This window comes from Janthinobacterium sp. OK676 (genome assembly GCF_900103595.1).
In the GTDB taxonomy this organism is placed as follows: Bacteria; Pseudomonadota; Gammaproteobacteria; order Burkholderiales; family Burkholderiaceae_D; genus Janthinobacterium.
Genome location: NZ_FNHA01000008.1, coordinates 139,784 through 155,984, shown reverse-complemented (window position 1 = coordinate 155,984; position 16,201 = coordinate 139,784). Strand labels below are relative to the sequence as shown.

Annotated in this window: 16 protein-coding genes; 9 read left to right on the top strand and 7 right to left on the bottom strand. The window is 66.6% G+C overall.

The features are described from left to right. Window positions 1-9 precede the first annotated feature (9 nt). Genes BLU39_RS17105 through BLU39_RS17085 form a run of 5 tightly spaced genes read left to right on the top strand, consistent with a single transcriptional unit; the run spans window position 10 to window position 4,710 of the window. Window positions 10-516, top strand: a complete 507-nt coding sequence (locus tag BLU39_RS17105; protein WP_092715003.1) for a MarR family winged helix-turn-helix transcriptional regulator — start codon at window positions 10-12, stop codon at window positions 514-516. A gap of 10 nt (window positions 517-526) precedes the next feature. After that, complete coding sequence (locus BLU39_RS17100) at window positions 527-2,671, top strand: FUSC family protein (protein WP_254788995.1); 2,145 nt, start codon at window positions 527-529, stop codon at window positions 2,669-2,671. After that, entirely contained in the window at window positions 2,661-2,861 is a 201-nt protein-coding gene (locus BLU39_RS17095; protein WP_034751763.1) for a DUF1656 domain-containing protein, read from the top strand. The genes BLU39_RS17100 and BLU39_RS17095 overlap by 11 nt, the downstream gene beginning before the upstream one ends. A gap of 38 nt (window positions 2,862-2,899) precedes the next feature. Then, the gene (locus BLU39_RS17090) at window positions 2,900-3,796 is read left to right on the top strand and encodes an efflux RND transporter periplasmic adaptor subunit (protein ID WP_092715001.1); all 897 of its coding nucleotides are present in this window, start codon (window positions 2,900-2,902) and stop codon (window positions 3,794-3,796) included. Beyond that, a complete protein-coding gene (locus tag BLU39_RS17085) occupies window positions 3,793-4,710 on the top strand; it encodes a LysR family transcriptional regulator (RefSeq protein WP_092714999.1) in 918 nt (305 codons plus the stop codon). The genes BLU39_RS17090 and BLU39_RS17085 overlap by 4 nt, the downstream gene beginning before the upstream one ends. Before the next feature lie 10 nt (window positions 4,711-4,720). Here BLU39_RS17085 and BLU39_RS17080 read toward each other — a convergent pair whose 3' ends face one another. From BLU39_RS17080 to BLU39_RS17060, 5 genes are all read right to left on the bottom strand, one after another. Then, window positions 4,721-5,269, bottom strand: coding sequence for an ester cyclase (locus BLU39_RS17080; RefSeq protein ID WP_092715300.1), 549 nt, complete (start codon window positions 5,267-5,269; stop codon window positions 4,721-4,723). 114 nt (window positions 5,270-5,383) lie between these two features. Beyond that, the gene (locus tag BLU39_RS17075; RefSeq protein WP_092714997.1) at window positions 5,384-6,130 is read right to left on the bottom strand and encodes an SDR family oxidoreductase; all 747 of its coding nucleotides are present in this window, start codon (window positions 6,128-6,130) and stop codon (window positions 5,384-5,386) included. An 81-nt stretch (window positions 6,131-6,211) separates the two neighbouring features. Next, window positions 6,212-6,436: a hypothetical protein gene (locus BLU39_RS17070; RefSeq protein ID WP_092714995.1), complete on the bottom strand. Its 225-nt coding sequence runs from the start codon at window positions 6,434-6,436 to the stop codon at window positions 6,212-6,214. A 14-nt stretch (window positions 6,437-6,450) separates the two neighbouring features. Beyond that, window positions 6,451-7,122, bottom strand: coding sequence for a thiol:disulfide interchange protein DsbA/DsbL (locus tag BLU39_RS17065; protein WP_092714993.1), 672 nt, complete (start codon window positions 7,120-7,122; stop codon window positions 6,451-6,453). A 146-nt stretch (window positions 7,123-7,268) separates the two neighbouring features. Beyond that, window positions 7,269-8,804: a TonB-dependent receptor domain-containing protein gene (locus BLU39_RS17060; protein ID WP_092714991.1), complete on the bottom strand. Its 1,536-nt coding sequence runs from the start codon at window positions 8,802-8,804 to the stop codon at window positions 7,269-7,271. A 231-nt stretch (window positions 8,805-9,035) separates the two neighbouring features. Here BLU39_RS17060 and BLU39_RS17055 point away from each other — a divergent pair, with 231 nt between their 5' ends. Next, window positions 9,036-11,288: a M1 family metallopeptidase gene (locus BLU39_RS17055; RefSeq protein ID WP_175539344.1), complete on the top strand. Its 2,253-nt coding sequence runs from the start codon at window positions 9,036-9,038 to the stop codon at window positions 11,286-11,288. Beyond that, on the top strand, window positions 11,285-12,169 hold the full coding sequence (locus BLU39_RS17050; protein WP_092714989.1) for a hypothetical protein: 885 nt from the start codon (window positions 11,285-11,287) through the stop codon (window positions 12,167-12,169). Before BLU39_RS17055 ends, BLU39_RS17050 begins: the two co-directional genes overlap by 4 nt. Here BLU39_RS17050 and BLU39_RS17045 read toward each other — a convergent pair whose 3' ends face one another. Beyond that, entirely contained in the window at window positions 12,170-13,060 is an 891-nt protein-coding gene (locus BLU39_RS17045) for a LysR family transcriptional regulator (RefSeq protein WP_092714987.1), read from the bottom strand. It abuts the gene before it with no gap. Window positions 13,061-13,174: 114 nt separating this feature from the next. On the opposite strand from BLU39_RS17045, the gene BLU39_RS17040 reads away from it, so the two are divergent. Beyond that, window positions 13,175-13,993 (top strand): DODA-type extradiol aromatic ring-opening family dioxygenase, encoded by an 819-nt coding sequence (locus BLU39_RS17040; RefSeq protein ID WP_092714985.1) that lies wholly within the window; start codon window positions 13,175-13,177, stop codon window positions 13,991-13,993. Between the two features lie 126 nt (window positions 13,994-14,119). On the opposite strand, the gene ylqF is transcribed toward BLU39_RS17040, so the two are convergent. Next, window positions 14,120-15,067, bottom strand: a complete 948-nt coding sequence (gene ylqF / locus BLU39_RS17035; protein ID WP_092714983.1) for a ribosome biogenesis GTPase YlqF — start codon at window positions 15,065-15,067, stop codon at window positions 14,120-14,122. Between the two features lie 202 nt (window positions 15,068-15,269). Between ylqF and BLU39_RS17030 the strand changes: the two genes are divergently transcribed. Beyond that, a complete protein-coding gene (locus tag BLU39_RS17030; RefSeq protein ID WP_139178319.1) occupies window positions 15,270-16,052 on the top strand; it encodes a hypothetical protein in 783 nt (260 codons plus the stop codon). The last annotated feature ends 149 nt before the right edge of the window (window positions 16,053-16,201 follow it).

The window sequence follows — 16,201 nt, the reverse complement described above, 5'->3', positions numbered from 1 at the left end:
GAATATGACATGACCGCTTTTGACGCCACCTCCAAGCGGCTGCAAAACATCCGCACGCGCATGCCAGGCTTCCCCATGGAACTGATGCGTTTGCTGCGCATGACGTACCACATTCAAAAAGGCATGAAGGACCTGACCAATGCCGCGCTGAAAAAGCACGATCTGGTCGATGCCAGCTACATGGTGCTGGCCGTGCTGTACGGCACGGAAGATGAAACCTCGAACGCCTGCACCCTGGGCATGGCCTGCCATGAAAAGCCGGCCAACCTGACGCGCGTGTGCAACGACCTGGAAACGCGCGGCCTGATCCATCGGGGCACGCGTCCCGGCGACCGCCGCTCCGTGATGATCTCGCTGACCGACAAGGGCCGCGCGCTGATCGAGACGGCGCTGCCCGACGTGTACCAGGAAACGTCGGCCCTGTACGAAGGGTTCACGGAAGAAGAGCTGCAAGTGCTCGACAAGCTGTACATGCGCCAGCTGCGCAACCTGAACAATCTCAACAACCAGAACTGATAGCCTATCGATGACGCCAGCCACAGCAACAACACCTATAGACGGCCCCCTGACCCGGGCGGCCCGCTGGCTGGCGCTGGCGCTGCAGGACTGGCGCGCGACGGAAGGCGAACGCTGGATCTACGTCGGCAAGACCCTCATCGCCGCATTCTGCGCCCTGTGGCTGGCCTACCGCCTGGGCCTCGATTCGCCCAGCACGGCGATGACCACCACCATCATCCTGGCCCTGCCCAGCAGCGGCATGGTGCTGGAAAAAAGCTTTTACCGCCTGTGCGGCACCCTGCTCGGCTGCACGGCCGCACTGACCCTGATCGGCCTGTTCCCGCAGCAGCCCGTGCTGCTGTTCGCCGGCCTGGCCCTGTGGGTGGGCTTGTGCACGAGCGGCTCGGCCCTGCACCGCAACGCCCAGTCGTATGTGTACGTGCTGGCCGGCTACACGGCTTGCATGATCGTGCTGCCCGCCATCGAGCAGCCGATGCAGGTCTTCTCGCTGGCCGTCACGCGCGTGGCTGAAGTGAGCCTGGGCATCATCTGCTCGGCGGCCGTCTCCAGCGTGCTGCTGCCGCGCCACCAGGGCACGCAGGTGATGCGCACAGTGCAGGCCCGCTACGGCAAATTCCTTACTTTTTGCCAGGACGTGCTGCAGCAAAAGCTCACGCCGGCCCAGGTGGAACTGACGCATTTGCAGTTTGCCGCCGACGTGGCGGCGCTGGAACTGGGCCGCTCGGCCGCCCTGTTCGAAGTGACGAGCAAAGTGGGCCACGTGCGCGCGCAAAACCGCAAGCTGCACGCCTTCAACGCCACCTTCATGACGGCCCTGACCACCTTCTATACCTTCCACCGCCTGTTCGACCGCCTGCAGCGCGATGGCGAAACCCAGGTCATGCAGGCCTGCGCGCCGTTGTACGCCATCGTCGCCGAAGCGCTGCAAACGACGCCCTCGCAAGACTCGCTCGACACCATGCAGCGGCATTTGCAAACGGCGCTGGGCCAGGCCCGCGCGGACATCGACAGCACCCACGTCGCGCATGCGCAGCGCATCGATTTCGACACCGTGTGCGAACTGCTCGAACGCTTCGCGCGCGACATGAGCCGCTTTCACGAAGTGTATTTCAGCCTCGTGCACGACACGCCGCTGGAAGTGAGCACGCCGCAGGCGTATGCGCCGAAGACGCCGCCCGCGCTGGTGCTCGCCAGCGGCGCGCGCGCCGGCATCAGCCTGGCCTTGCTGGCGCTGGGCGCCTACTTCCTCGCCTGGCCCTACGCCAGCACGGCGATGCTGATGGCGGCCGTGTTCTGCGCGCTGGCCTCGTCCTCGCCGCGTCCCATCATGATGATCCGCCAGGTGCTGGCGGGCTTCCTCATCGCCATGCCGCTGTCGCTCGTCTGCGTGTATTTCGTGCTGGTGCACGGCGACGGCTTCCCCATGCTGGTGCTCAGTTTTGCGCCGTTCCTCGCCGTCGGCCTGTACCTGATGACGAATCCCGCCAAGCTGGGCGTGGGCCTGGGCGTGTCGACCTTCATCACGCAGATGGCGCCGACGAATGTGATGCACGTCGACGGTGCAGCCTTTTTGAACACGGGCATGGCCCTGATCGTGGGCCTGATGCTGGCCGCCCTCGTGTTTGCCGTGCTGCTGCCCGAGCACACGATGGGCCACAAGGACCATATCGGCCGGGCCCTGTGGCGCGAAGCGCTGCATGCGTGCACGGCCCCGGCGCGCCGTGTCAAACACCGCTTCGACAACCGCGTGCGCGACCTGCTCAGCCAGCTCAACGCGGCGGCCGGCCCGGCGCCGGGCGAAGCGACGCGCGCCGTCGTGCGCCAGGCCTTGACCCTGCTGGAAATCGGCCATTCCGTGATCGAACTGCGCGAACTGATCGCGACCGCCAGGCCAGGCGCCACGCGCCACGCGCTGCAGCAGTGCGTGGACCACATCGCCGCCTGGCTGCGCACGCGCGGCGACGCGCAACTGCAGGCGGCGCTGGCGGCCACCCTGCAGGCGGGCGCCGTCGTGCGCGCGGCGCAGGCCGAAGCCGGTACGGCGCCGGAACGGGGCATGCGCCTGCACACGGCGCTGGCCGACCTGCACTCGATCTACACCTCATTACTCGACCATATGGCGCCTGGCGCCGGAGACCACCATGCCGCGTGAATTCGCCCTGTTCGGAATTCTGATTCCTACCCTGCTGCCCCTGTTCCTCCTCAGCATAGCCCTGCAAACCCTGCTCGACCGCGTGCTGGGCTGGCTGGGCGTGTACCGCATGGTGTGGCATCCGTCGCTGGCGCGGCTGTGCATCTTCATCGCCATTTTCGGCGCGCTGGCGCTATCGCTTTACAAATAAAAAAAACCGTTCAACCCGATCAAGGAAAGGCTGCCGACATGGTAAGCAAACTGACCCGCTATGCAATCACCGTGCTGCTATTGGCAGCCGCCCTGTGGATAGGCAAGACCGTCTGGGACCGCTACATGGAGTCGCCGTGGACGCGCGACGGCCGCATCAAGGCCGACATCGTCAACATCAGCGCCGACGTGGCCGGCACCGTCACGGACGTGCTGGTACGCGACAACCAGGTCGTGCAAAAGGGCGACGTGCTGTTCGTCGTCGACAAGGAACGCTACGCGAGCGCGCTGGCGCAGGCCGACGCCGTGCTGGCCGCGCAAAGGACGGAGCAAGGCCGCCGCGGCAAGGAAGCCCAGCGCCGCGCAGGCCTGGACGCCAGCATCATCTCGACGGAAAGCCGCGAAAGCGCGGCGTTTGCCGCCACCTCGGCCACCTCGCAAGTGCAGGCCGCCGTGGCCGCCCGCGCGCTGGCCCAATTGAACCTGGAGCGCACCACCGTGCGCGCGCCCGTCAGCGGCTACGTGACGAACCTGAACGTGCACAAGGGCGACTTCGCGGCCGTCGGCGCGGCCAAGCTGGCCGTCATCGACAGCGCCTCGTACTACGTCGTCGGCTATTTCGAAGAGACCAAGCTGGGCATGCTGGCGCAGGACGACAAGGCGGAAATGAATCTGATGAGCGGCGGCACCCTGCACGGCCACATCGAAAGCATCGCGCGCGGCATCACCGACCGCGACGCCGCCACGGGCCGCGAACTGCTGGCCGACGTCAACCCCACCTTCAACTGGGTGCGCCTGGCGCAGCGCGTGCCCGTGCGCATCCACATCGACGAGCAGCCGAAGGGACAATTGCTGGTGGCCGGCACCACCTGCACCGTGGTGATCACGCCGCATTCGGCGCCGGCGCCGAAACCAGCGGCCGCGCACCCGGCATGAGCCGCGGCGGCGCCGGGCGCCTGGCGGAAATCGCGCTGTTCCTCGACGCCGCGGCGCTGGGCAGTTTTTCCGCGGCCGGCCGCAAGCACGGCCTGTCGCCGGCCGCCGCCAGCGCCGCCATCGCGCGCCTGGAAACGGCGCTGGGCGCCACCCTGTTCGAACGCACCACGCGCCAGCTGCGCCTGACGCAAGAAGGCCTGCACTACCGCCGCTACAGCGAACAGGCGCTCGACTTGCTGGCGCAGGCCGAAGACGGCTTGCACGCGGGCGGCGACGCCGTGCGCGGCATGGTGCGCATCTCGGCGCCGTCCGACATCGGCCGCCAGCTGCTGCTGCCCATGCTCGACCGCTTTGCCGCGCTGCACCCGCAGGTGCGCCATGCGCTGACCCTGACGGACGCCACGGCCAACCTGGTGCAGGACGACGTCGACCTGGCCATCCGCTACGGCGAGCTGCCCGACAGCGACATGGTGGCGCGCCTGCTGCACCCGGGCCGGCGCGTCGTGTGCGTGGCGCCCGCGCTGGCCGCCAGGCTCGGCGTGCCGGCCGCGCCGCGCGACCTGGCGTCGCTGCCCACCCTCGTGCTCACGGCCGGCGACGGCGCGCCGCAGGAATGGCGCTACCGCGAAAACGGCAAGCGCCACGGCTTGCGCCCGCAGGGGGACTGGCACAGCAACGACGGCGAAATCATCCGCCGCTGGGCCGTGGCCGGCCATGGCTATGCCTACAAATCGCTGCTCGACATCGGCGACGACCTGCGCGCGGGGCGCTTGCAGACGGTGCTCGACGAATATTTTGCCGACAGCGTGCCCCTGAACCTGCTGTACCGGCGCAGCCGCTTCCAGCCGCCGCGCGTCACGCTGCTGGCCGACTTCCTGCTGCGACAGTTCGCCGCGCTGCCGGCGCAGCCCTAGCGGGACGCCATCACGGCGCCAGCACGCCCAGCTGGCGCAGCAGGGTCAGATTGTCTTCCAGGTGCCAGTTGTCGCTGATGCGCCCCTGCCCATTCACGCGGTACAGGTCGAACGCATGGAAATCGATGGCTTGCCCCTGGCCGCGCAGCTCGCCCTGCGGCGTGGGGAAGACGCCAGTGAAGCGGCCCGTGAAATGCAGGCGCAGGCTGACCCGGTCGCCGGCCACCAGCATCTGCTCGATGGCGACCTTCAAATCCGGCACGGCCGCATGGAACACTTGCGACGCCTGCAGCGGGCCGGCCAGTCCCTGCGGCCGGCCGGCGGGCAAACTGCGGTCGATGAAATCGTCGGCCAGCGCCAGCCGCGCCAGGGCCGGGTCGCCGCTTTGCCAGAACGCGGCGTAGCGGCGCGCGGCCAGCGCCGTTTCATCCGTGGCGGTGGCGCCGGACAGCTGGGCCGGCATGGGCAAATCCATGGCCGCATGGGCTGGCACGGCGGCCAGCAGCGACAGGGCCAGGATGGCGGGGGCAACAACGGAGGCGGAAGCAGATACGGGCATGATGAATCCAGGTTGGTTGATCGGCGTGCACATGACACCCCGCCATTCTGGACTCGCTTGTCCTGCTTGATAATTGGTCCCGCGCTTGAATCAATTACTTGTAGCAGTTGAAGATCAGCGCCCGCCCGCCACGTCGAGGATGCCGCCCGTGACATAGCTGGCACCCGGTCCCAGCAGGTACAAAATCGCATCGGCGATTTCTTCGGGCTGGCCGCCCCGCTGCATCGGCACGCCGGGCGCCAGACGCGTCACCCTGCCCGGTTCGCCGCCCGACGCGTGGATCTCCGTATAGATGATGCCGGGCCGCACGCCATTGACGCGGATGCCCTCGGCCGCCACTTCCTTCGCCAGGCCCAGGGTCAGGGTATCGACGGCGCCTTTCGAAGCCGCGTAATCGATGTATTCGTCCGGAGAGCCGAGGCGCGCCGCCGCCGACGACACGTTCACGATGCGCCCGCCCTGCCCGCCATGGGCCGTCGACATGCGCCGCACGGCTTGCTGGCAGCACAGGAAATAACTGATCACGTTGGTGCGCAGCACGCGCTCCAAGCGCTGCACGGACATGTCGGCGAGCCGGCATTTCTGCTCCAGCACGCCCACATTGTTGACCAGCGCCGTCAAGTTTCCCAGGCGCGCGTCGACTTCCGCAAACAGGCGCGCCACGTCCGCTTCATCGCTGGCGTCGGCCTGCACGGCGATGGCCTCGCCCCCGTCGGCCACGATGCGCGCGCACAGCGCGTCGGCCGCCTGCGCGTCGCGCACATAGTTGATGCACACGGCATAGCCCTGGCGCGCCGCCAGCAGCGCCGTCGCCGCGCCGATGCCGCGGCTGCTGCCCGTAATCAAGATCACTTCTTTCATTGTCCCTCCTGAATAGTGGTGGCTTCATCATACGCGGACGAAAAAAAACCCGCGCGCGGCGGGTTTTTCCTACTAACACATTCAATTTCGGAAATGCGTCATGGCGTAAGTGAGGTGCTGCCACCAGTGTTCGCGCGTCCGCACGGACGCCAGGCATTTCGCATCGACCTCGTTCTTGAACGCGGGGTCCACGCACGCCTTGGTCACCAGCGCATTGCGCTGATTTTCCACGTTGACGATGGCAATCGCCAGCCAGGCCACGAGGGCCACGGCCAGTACGCACAAAGTCCAGGGCAGCTGTTTCATGGTGATCTCCAGTGTTACTTCTTCGCCGGCGCGGGAGCGCGCTCTTTCAGCACGCGCGCCACCAGTTCATCCATCACGCGCAGGGTCGCCGCCTGGGTCTGCGGCTCGGACTGGCCAGGACGCGACAACTGCGCCGGCGACGTGACGAAGCGGCCATCGATGACGATGGTCGGGGCGCTGTCGATCTTGCTGGCGGCGATCAGCTGCTCGTTGCGTTTCAGCTTGGTCTGCACGCCGAAGGAATTGAACATGTCCAGGTATTTGGCCTTGTCGATGCCATTCTTGACCAGCAGGTCGAGGATGGCGTCATCGCGGTTCAGGCGGTTGCGCTCGACGTGGATGGCGCGGAAGATCTTGTCGTGGAACTGGTCCAGCTGGCCCATCGCTTCCAGGGTGGCATAGGCGTGCGCCTGCGGGTCTTTCGGGCCGGTGGCAGCCAGGTGGACGCGGCGGAAGGCGATCTTGTCGCCCTGCTTCTTGACCCAGTCGTGCATCAGCGGATCGAGCGCGTAGCAATGCGGGCACGAATACATGAAGTACTCGACCACTTCCACCTTCTTGCCCGTGTCCGTACGCACTGGCGTCGTGAGCGTGGTAAAGCCGGTATCGGCCGCCATGGCGCCGCCGGTGGCCGCCACCAGGGTGACGGCGGCAAGCAGGGGACGCAAGAAACGCAGAAAACGCATATAAATCCTTCATCATAAGTGGTCGTGAACGGGGCGAGATTACCACTTTTTGCGCCGGGCGATGAGGCCCGGCCGGAAAAAAAGCGCTTTTATCCGCTCCGTTTGCGCCCGCTTAAGCCGCATTTAAGCCCTGGCGCGACCCTGCCTCAGAAATGGTAGCGCGCCGACACGCGCAGCTGGCGCGCATCGTTGAGGTAGATGCTGGAGCGGCAGCCCGGCGCATCGCCGTAATGGCGGCGGTCCGTCAGGTTGCTGCCAGCCAGTTCCAGCTCCCAGGCGCCCAGCTTGCGCGCATAGCGTCCGTCCACGGTGGCAAACGCAGGCACTTGCGCCAGGCAGCTGCTGGCGAAATCGGGGCCATAGCGCAGGGCGCGCAGCCATTGCACGCCGACGTCGGCACTGGCGCCGCCCTGCCCCGTCCAGTACAGGCGCAGGCTGGCCAGGGTCTTGGGCACGAGGGCGATGTCCGGGCCGTCGTAGGCGTAATCGTCATAGCGCGCATGCACTTGCCGCAATTGTCCGTCGAGGCGCCAGCCGCGCGCCAGCGCCATGCTGGCCTCGATGGCGATACCGTCGCGGCGCGAGGGATCGAGGTTGCCCGCAAAGCCCAGCTGGCCCAGGCTCTGGTCGAAGACGATCTGGTTGCTCAGGCGCTCGCTGAACACGCGCACGGAAGCGCTGCGCGCCGCGTCGCCAAAGGTCGCGCCCACTTCCATTTCGCGCCGCAGCTGTCCCGCCAGGGGGCGGTAGCCGGCGCGGGTATAGCCGTCGTCGTCGATGCGGTAGCTGCGCGCGGCCTTGGCGTACACGCTCAGCTGCGGGCGCAGCTGCAGGCTGCCCTGCACGTCCCAGGCATTCTGGTTTTCCCAGTCGCTGCCGCCGGCGGGCATGTCGGCCGGATCGAGCTGGAACTGTTCATGCCGCAGTCCCAGCAGCACGCGCGGCGCGTACGGGCCGCCGAAGGCCAGCTCTTCGCGCAGCAGCAGCGCGCGCGAGTACTGGCGGCGCTGCGCATCGCCATCGCGGCCCGAGCGCCGCTGCCACTGCATCAGGTCCAGGCCCACTTCCGTATCCGTGCCCACGCCGCCCACCTTGCCGTAGTGGCGCAGGCGGGGCGCGAGTTGCCGGCGCCGGCTGCTGTACGTCGATACGCTGCTGCCGTCCTCGCCCGCATAGTGGGCCGTGGCGCGTTTTTCCCGCTGCGACAGTTCCACGCCCAGCTCGAACTTGCCCACATAGCGCTGCACGAAGGCGCTGCCGCGCCGCACCTCATAGCGGTACAGGTCTTCCGGACGGGCCGCCAGCAAGGCCAGGAACGGCGCCTCGGGCGCGGGGTAGCGCGTGTCCTGCTTCAGCTGGTCGGCGCTGAAACCGAAGCGCCCCTCGCGCGCCTTCCATTCCGCGCCGCCATTGAAGCCATGCTGGTGAAACACGCTGCCATCGCGGTAATTGCCATTGCGCAGCCCGTCGATGGCCGCGTCGAGCGACATGCCGCCCTGGTCGCGCGACAGGGCGCCGCGCACGCTGTGCTGGCCACCCTGTCCCAGTTCGGCGGACCAGGCGCCATGCGTGACGCCGGGCGCGCCGGCATCGGCGCCTTCCTGCGCACACGCCGGCATGGCCAGGGCGCACAACAGCAAGGTGCGCGTGGCAATGGTCAGGGCGGAAGGGGCAGGCATCATGGCGGAAAGCTGGGTGCGCTACCGGGGCGCGCACGCACGGTAGTAGGGAGGATCGCAAAAGCGAATCATTATACGCACGGCGCACGGCGCCGCAACAGCCAGCGGGACCGCTTGCGGAATTCATTGCTAATTTGTAATTTTTACAGGTATATTAACGGAGCGCCCGGCGATCCTGGACGCGGCCGACTGCATTTGAAAATCATCAATAAGAAGTCACAGTGGGAGTCACGCATGGATAGTCGTAGCACACCGCGCCGCGGTATTTCCTCCATCCCGGGCAAGCTCAAGGCCCTCTCCATCGCCGCCCTGCTGCTGGCCGGCCTCGCCCTGCAAGCCGACCTGTTCGCCCAGCCCGACAAGGGCAAGCCTGCCGGCGCGGCGATGCCGCCGGCACCGTCCTCCGACGGCATCGCCCTGGCGTCGCCGCATGCCTCCGCCGTCACCACGCCCAGCGCCAGCAACGCCTGGGGCGGCGCACGCACGGGCGCGCAAGCGACCCTGTCGGACCGCGTGGTCGACTACCAGATCGAAGCGACGCTCGATCCCGTCAGGCACACGATAGACGGCCGGCAGAAACTGCGCTGGCGCAACCGCAGCGCGCAAGCCGTCGGCAGCGTGTACCTGCACCTGTACCTGAATGCGTTCGAGGGCGAGCATTCGACTTTCTTTACCGAGAAGCGCAAGCTCGATACGAGCTTTCGTTCGGGCGTCGGCACGCGCGACGGCGAATGGGGCTACATCGAACTGCACAGCATGACGCAGAACGGCGCCACGGCGCCCTGGCATGTCGTCCAGCCCGACAACGGCCCGGCCACCGACCGCACCGTCGTGCGCGTCGACTTGCCGCAAGCGGTCGCGCCGGGCGCCGAGACGACGCTCGACATCCGCTTCTTCGACCAGCTGCCGCGCGTCATCGCGCGCACCGGCTATTTCGGCAGCTTCCACCTGGTGGGCCAGTGGTTCCCCAAGATCGCCGTTCTCGAACTGCCCGGCGAACGGGGCGCCACCGCGCCGCGCTGGAACGCCCATGAATTCCACCTCAATTCGGAGTTCTACGCCGACTTCGGCCACTACGACGTGAAGCTGACCGTGCCCAAGGAATATACGGTAGGCGCCACGGGCGAGCTGCAGGGTGCGCCGCAGGAAAAGGACGGCATGCTCACGCACCATTATGTGCAGGGCGACGTGCATGATTTCGCCTGGACGGCCGACAAGCGCAGCGCGCAGCCATTGATCGGCAGCTGGAACGGCCCTGGCAGCCCGCCCGTGGCCATCAAGGTGCTGTACCCGCCCGAGTACGCGTCGAACGCGGCGCCCGCGCTGCAGGCGGCCAAGGATGCGCTCACGTATTTTTCGCGCACCCTGGGCCCGTATCCGTACAAGACCCTGACGGTGGTGATTCCGCCATTTAATGCGGCCGAAGCGGGCGGCATGGAATACCCGACCTTCATCACGGCCTCGGCCTTCGCCAGCCTGCAGCCGAAGACCGCCGCCGAATTCGGCCTCGATTTCGTCACCATCCACGAATTCGGCCATGGCTATTTCTATGGCATCCTGGCCTCGAACGAGTTCGAGGAACCGATCCTCGACGAAGGCTTGAACGAGTACTGGGACCAGCGCATGCTGCGCGCACGCGGCCAGGACATCCACGCCACGACGCCCCTGCTCAAGCGCCTGGGCTTCGCTCCCGCCTTCAAGGTCTTCGAGGCCGAGCGCATGGCCGCGCCGCGCCAGGATGCGGCCGACCCGCTGGGCCAGAATGCGTGGGACCGCCTGCAGGGCGTGAGCCCCGTCTACAGCCGCACGGCCGTCACCCTGCGCGACCTGGAAGCGCGCATCGGCAGCGAGGCCATGGAGCGGGGCTTCAAGGCCTACTATGAACAGTGGAAATTCCGCCACCCCAGCGTGGCCGACTTGCGCGAAACGCTGGCTGAAGCGACGGGCCAGCGGCGCATCGTGGAACAGGTCTTCGCGCAGCAAGTCCATGCCAGCGCGAATATCGACGACCGCATCGGCAGCTTCGCCAGCGAAGAGCAGACGCCGCTGGCCGGCATGGCGCTGGTGAACGGCAAGCGCGTGGAGCGCACGCCCGACGCGCTGAAAAAGGAAGAGGACAAGGTGCGCGAAGCATGGGACAAGACGCACCCGGATGCCAAGCCCGGCACGGGCCCCTACCCCTATCTGACCAGCGTGGTGCTGCGCCGCCGCGGCGCGCCCGTGCCGCAGGTGCTGCTCGTGAAATTTGCCGACGGCACCTCCGAACGCGTGGTGTGGGACAACGACCAGCTGTGGCAGCGCTACACCTGGAGCAAGCCCGTGAAGGCCGTCTCGGCCGAACTCGATCCCGACCGCGTGCACTACCTCGACGTCAACAAGCTCGATGACAGCCGCACCCTGAAAGCCGACAAGTCCGCCGCGCGGCGCTGGAGCCTTGATATTGCCGCCGTCTTCCAATACCTCCTTTCCCTGATCGCCATCGTATGAGCGCCACTTCCACGACACGGGCCAGCGGCCTGACTTTCCTCACGCGCGCCGGCCGCGCCGCCCTGCAATGGCGCCTGCTGCTGCTGTGGCTCGGATTGCTGCTGATTCCCGCCATCGTCGCCGTCATTCCCGTCTGGCACACCTTGAGCGCCAGCCTCGATCACGCCGTGCATGCGGCGGCGCTGGCGCAGCAGCTCGACCTGATGACCGTGGCCGACCTGGCCGCCAATGCCGGCCGCAATGGCGCCGCCATCAGCCAGGCCGCCATCGCCGGCATCGTCCTGACCCTGCTGCTGTCGCCGCTGCTGAGCGGCCTGGTGGTGACGGCCGCGCGCGCGCCTGCGCCACCGCGCTTCGGTGCCCTGCTGACGGGCGCCTTCAGCGAATACGGGCGCATGTTGCGCATGCTGCTGTGGAGCATCGTCCCGCTGGGCCTGGCGCTGGCGATCGGCGCCGGTGCGCTGAAACTGGCCGACAAGCACGCGGCGGCAGCAGTCCTGGAAGCCGACGCCGACCTGGCGCGCCACCTGGCCCTGCTGTTCACGGGATTGCTGTTCCTGCTGGCCTGCGCCACGCTGGACGCGGGCCGCGCGGCGCTGGCCGTCGACCGTCGCCGCACGTCGGCCGTCAAGGCGTGGTGGCGGGGCCTGGGCATGCTGCGCCGGCGTCCGCTGGCCTGCCTGGCCATCTATCTGGCCATCACCTTGCTGGGGCTGGCCCTGTATGCGCTGCTGGGCGTGGCGCGCCTGAACCTGGCCGCCCCGGGCCCGCTGGCCATCGTGGCCGGCTTCCTGGCCACGCAGCTGGCGGTGCTGGTGCTGGCGTGGATGCGCAGCGCGCGCCTGTTCGCGCTGATCGACGTGAAGCGCTCAATCGCCTAGTCAGGCTCCCAGGCGCCCTTCATCGGCCAGGAAGTCGATGAAGGTGCGCACTTTCGAGGACAGGTAGCGGCGGCTCGTGTAGACGGCGTAGACGCTGCCGCCCGCCAGCGTGAAATCGTCGAACAGGCGCACCAGCCGCCCCGCCGCCAGGTCCGCATCCGTTTGCCACGACGGCAGCAAGGCGATGCCCATGCCGTCGAGCGCGGCCGCGTGCAGCAGGCTTTCGTTATTGCATTGCAGGACGGGCGAGAACTTCACCGTCTCGCGTCCCTGCGGCCCGTCGAAGGTCAATTCGTTGCCGTTCGACAGCAAGGAATAGCTGATCATGGCGTGCCGGACCAGGTCTTGCGGCGTCTGCGGCTGGCCCGCGCGCGCCAGGTAGGCGGGCGCGGCCACCAGGTGAAAGGCGATGTTGCCGATGGGCCGCGCGATCAGGGCCGGCGACGGCGCCTGGCTCACGCGCAGGGCCAGGTCGAAGCCCTCTTCCACCAGGTTGACGACCCTGCCGCTCAAGTCGATGTCGAACGTCACTTCCGGAAAGCGCTCGCGGTAGGCGACCAGGGTGCGCGTAAAAATGGCGTTGGCGAACCAGACGGGGGCGCTCAGGCGCAGCATGCCGCGCGGCACCACCGTCGTGCGGCCCACGGTCGCTTCCACCTCGTCGAGGTTGTCGAGCATGTCGCGGCACTGTTCGAAATACACCTTGCCGATTTCCGTCAGGCTCAGGTGGCGGCTGCTGCGGTTCAGCAGGCGCGCGCCCAGATGGCGCTCGAGGTGCATCACATGCTTGCTGACCATGGCCGGCGACAGGTCGAGGCGCTCGCTGGCGCGCACGAAGCTGTCCAGTTCCACCACGGCGCGAAATACGCGCATGCTGCGCAAGGTATCCATGACGGCCCAATCATCAACAAAATGGAAATGATATATCAATAATAGCGATCTTGATCAACTCATTGCGCATGACTATCATGGTGTCATCATCAGCCATTCCCACCAGGAGCCGCCATGCAAGAGCACACCTTCCCTACTTACTTCCTGTCGCACGGCGGCGGCCCTTGGCCGTTCATGAAAGACCAGTTCGGCGGCCGCTACGACGTGCTCGAAGCGTCGCTGCAGGATATCCCGCGCCAGATCGGCGCGCGTCCGAAAGCCGTGCTGGTCGTCACGGCGCACTGGGAAGGGCCGCAATTTCTCGTCTCGGCCAGCCCCCGGCCGGGCATGATCTACGATTACTCGGGCTTTCCGCCGCACACGTATCAAATCCAGTACCCGGCACCGGGCGCGCCGGACCTGGCGGCACAGGTAAAACAGTTGCTCGACGCTGCCGGCCATCCCGCGCGCCTCGACCACGAACGCGGTTTCGACCACGGCACCTTCAGCGCCCTGTTCCCCATTTACCCGCAGGCGGACATGCCGCTGGTGCAGCTGTCGCTGAAACACGGCTACGACCCGCTCACCCACGTCGAGGTGGGCCGCGCGCTGGCCGGCCTGCGCCGGCAAGGCGTGCAGATACTGGGCAGCGGCCTCAGTTACCATAACCTGCGCCAGTTCGGCCAGGCGGGCGCCGTCGCCTCGCACCAGTTCGACGCCTGGCTGCGCGCAACGATGGCCTTGCCGCCGAAACAAAGGTTGGAGCAGCTGCTGGCCTGGGACCGGGCACCGGGCGCGCGCCAGGCCCATCCGCAGGAAGACCATTTGCTGCCCCTGATGGTGGCGCTCGGTGCGGCCGAGCAGGAAGCGGCGCACGTGGCGTATCACGAGGAGGATTTTTTTGGAGCGCTGGCGGTGACGAGTTTTAGGTTTGGAGCGACTGGTGGAAATTAGCAACGAGCCGGGGTCAGACGGGGACGCCGAGTCCCTCAACACCGCTAACGGCTGGTTCAGCGCCAACGTCACCGGGGGTCTGACCCCAGAATTTTAAAAAGCCGCTAACAAGCGGCTTTTAGTTCATTACGTCCCGCGCTTGCCGCGCGCCGCGTTCTTCGCCTTCTCGGCAGCGATCTCCGCCGCCTTGGCCGCTTTTTCCGCCATCTCGGCCGCGTGCTGGGCCAGCAGGGCGGCGCGCGTGTCCGGCGTTTCCAGCGAGATGCGTCCGAGGATGCCGCTGCGGTAGTCGAGCAGCAGGGTGTGCGACGCTTTCTCGAAATCGTAGTCGCCGCCCTTGATGCGGAAGCCGCGCTTGGCGGCGATGCCTTCGACCACGCCGATGGCATCGACTTCGCCGACCTTGGTACCGTAGCGGGTTGCCAGCAAGTCAGGGTAGCGCTTGAGCAATTCCTCGGCCAGGAACACGGCCACTTCCTCTTCGATCAGCGCATTCGAGCCGATGGCGTGGCTGGCGGCCAGCATCAGGCCGTCGCTGGGGATGGCGATCTTCGGCCACAGCATGCCGGGCGTGTCGACGAGGATGGTGTTCTTGTCCAGGTACAGCTTTTGCTGCATTTTCGTCACGGCCGGCTCGTCGCCCACCTTGGCCACGCGCTTTTTCAGCAGTGCGTTCATCAGGGTCGACTTGCCCACGTTGGGGATGCCCATGATCATGATGCGCAGCGGCTTCGTCGGCACGCCGCGGTGCGGCGCCAGCGACTTGGCCAGCTCCGGGATGCGCGCCACGTCGCCCGGCTTCTTGGTCGTCATCGCATACGCGGTCACGCCTTCCTGGGCATTGAAGTACGCCACCCAGGCGGCCGTGGCGGCAGGATCGGCCAGATCGGTCTTGTTGAGGATTTTCAGGCAAGGGCGCTGGCGGAACAGGCGCAGCTCGTCCACCATGGGATTGCAGCTGGCTGCCGGCAGGCGCGCGTCCACCACTTCAATCACCAGATCGGTGTTCTCCATGGTTTCGGCCGCTTTCTTGCGGGCCGCGTTCATGTGTCCTGGGTACCATTGTATCGCCATGCTCTTGCTTTCAAAATCGTTCGGTCAATCCGCTATTTTACGTGGTTGCCGCCGCGACGTCCCATTTTCCGCCGCCAGCGCCAGCCGTGCGACGCGAACGAGACAATTGGTGATAATTTGGCAGTTACTCGAATGATAATATTCGCAGGCCGTCCAGTCTGGACCGGTTTCCCTATTGCACGCTCAACCTGGCACGCACTCCATGCATCTTCCCCGTCTTTGTCTCCTCGCCGCCCTTTCCACCTGCCTCTTGCCCGCCATGGCCCAGGAACAAGCGGCGGCGCCAGGCGATGCGGCGAACCAGGATATGCAGCAGATTGTCGACGTGCAAGGCACGCGCGATCCCGACCTGCGCCCCTACCGCACCATGCTCAAGGGACTCGACGCGTATGCCGACCATCAGCACCTGGCGCCGGACGCGCCGCTGCGCTTCATGCTGATCCCCGCCACGCCGAAGGCCAGGCTCGATGGCGTGACCTTGCACCTGTCGGCCGACAACCTGTCGATTCCCATACCGCTGGCGGCGGACGGCGGCTTCATCTTGACGCGCGACAAGACCGCCTATGATGCGAATGCCGACCTGGTCAGCAACAAGAAGCGCGCCACCCTGCGCTGGCGCGCCGACATCCATACGCCGGGCCTGCCCCCGAATGTGCGCCGCCTGGGCGACTTGCGCCTCGAATGCGAAATCCGCTGGGCCGTCGAGCAGGATGACTTGCCGTTCGTACGGCGCAACCTGTTCCGCCTGGCGGGCGGGCCGTGCCACTCGTCGCTGATCCACGTGCCGTATCCCGTGTTCCGCAAGCTGCTTGCCGTGCAGGCGCGCTCGGGCGAGCGCACGCTGGACATCCGCATCACGGAAGACCGCCAGCGCTACGTGCCGCCGCTGCACGACGCGAGCTGGGACGACAATACCTTGCTGACCATCACCTACGACGACGGCAACATGGCGCAAGCCGCCCCGGCGGCGGCACTGCGCCAGTGATACGCGCGCTGGAAGCCAGGTCAAATATTTCCACAAGGATTTTTTTATTTACTGAGAGTAATAAAAAAGTATGCTCTAATATCGCCTCTTAAATGAAAAGCAATTATTTTCCAGGCTGGCTCCCGCCAGGTGCAGGGAGATAGGTGATG

What these genes read in the sequence shown, in the direction of transcription:
- BLU39_RS17105 (WP_092715003.1), top strand. Translation starts at nt 10, where the DNA reads ATGACCGCTTTTGACGCCACCTCCAAGCGGCTGCAAAACATCCGCACG.
- BLU39_RS17100 (WP_254788995.1), top strand. Translation starts at nt 527, where the DNA reads ATGACGCCAGCCACAGCAACAACACCTATAGACGGCCCCCTGACCCGG.
- BLU39_RS17095 (WP_034751763.1), top strand. Translation starts at nt 2,661, where the DNA reads ATGCCGCGTGAATTCGCCCTGTTCGGAATTCTGATTCCTACCCTGCTG.
- BLU39_RS17090 (WP_092715001.1), top strand. Translation starts at nt 2,900, where the DNA reads ATGGTAAGCAAACTGACCCGCTATGCAATCACCGTGCTGCTATTGGCA.
- BLU39_RS17085 (WP_092714999.1), top strand. Translation starts at nt 3,793, where the DNA reads ATGAGCCGCGGCGGCGCCGGGCGCCTGGCGGAAATCGCGCTGTTCCTC.
- BLU39_RS17080 (WP_092715300.1), bottom strand. Translation starts at nt 5,269, where the DNA reads ATGCCCGTATCTGCTTCCGCCTCCGTTGTTGCCCCCGCCATCCTGGCC.
- BLU39_RS17075 (WP_092714997.1), bottom strand. Translation starts at nt 6,130, where the DNA reads ATGAAAGAAGTGATCTTGATTACGGGCAGCAGCCGCGGCATCGGCGCG.
- BLU39_RS17070 (WP_092714995.1), bottom strand. Translation starts at nt 6,436, where the DNA reads ATGAAACAGCTGCCCTGGACTTTGTGCGTACTGGCCGTGGCCCTCGTG.
- BLU39_RS17065 (WP_092714993.1), bottom strand. Translation starts at nt 7,122, where the DNA reads ATGCGTTTTCTGCGTTTCTTGCGTCCCCTGCTTGCCGCCGTCACCCTG.
- BLU39_RS17060 (WP_092714991.1), bottom strand. Translation starts at nt 8,804, where the DNA reads ATGATGCCTGCCCCTTCCGCCCTGACCATTGCCACGCGCACCTTGCTG.
- BLU39_RS17055 (WP_175539344.1), top strand. Translation starts at nt 9,036, where the DNA reads ATGGATAGTCGTAGCACACCGCGCCGCGGTATTTCCTCCATCCCGGGC.
- BLU39_RS17050 (WP_092714989.1), top strand. Translation starts at nt 11,285, where the DNA reads ATGAGCGCCACTTCCACGACACGGGCCAGCGGCCTGACTTTCCTCACG.
- BLU39_RS17045 (WP_092714987.1), bottom strand. Translation starts at nt 13,060, where the DNA reads ATGGATACCTTGCGCAGCATGCGCGTATTTCGCGCCGTGGTGGAACTG.
- BLU39_RS17040 (WP_092714985.1), top strand. Translation starts at nt 13,175, where the DNA reads ATGCAAGAGCACACCTTCCCTACTTACTTCCTGTCGCACGGCGGCGGC.
- ylqF (WP_092714983.1), bottom strand. Translation starts at nt 15,067, where the DNA reads ATGGCGATACAATGGTACCCAGGACACATGAACGCGGCCCGCAAGAAA.
- BLU39_RS17030 (WP_139178319.1), top strand. Translation starts at nt 15,270, where the DNA reads ATGCATCTTCCCCGTCTTTGTCTCCTCGCCGCCCTTTCCACCTGCCTC.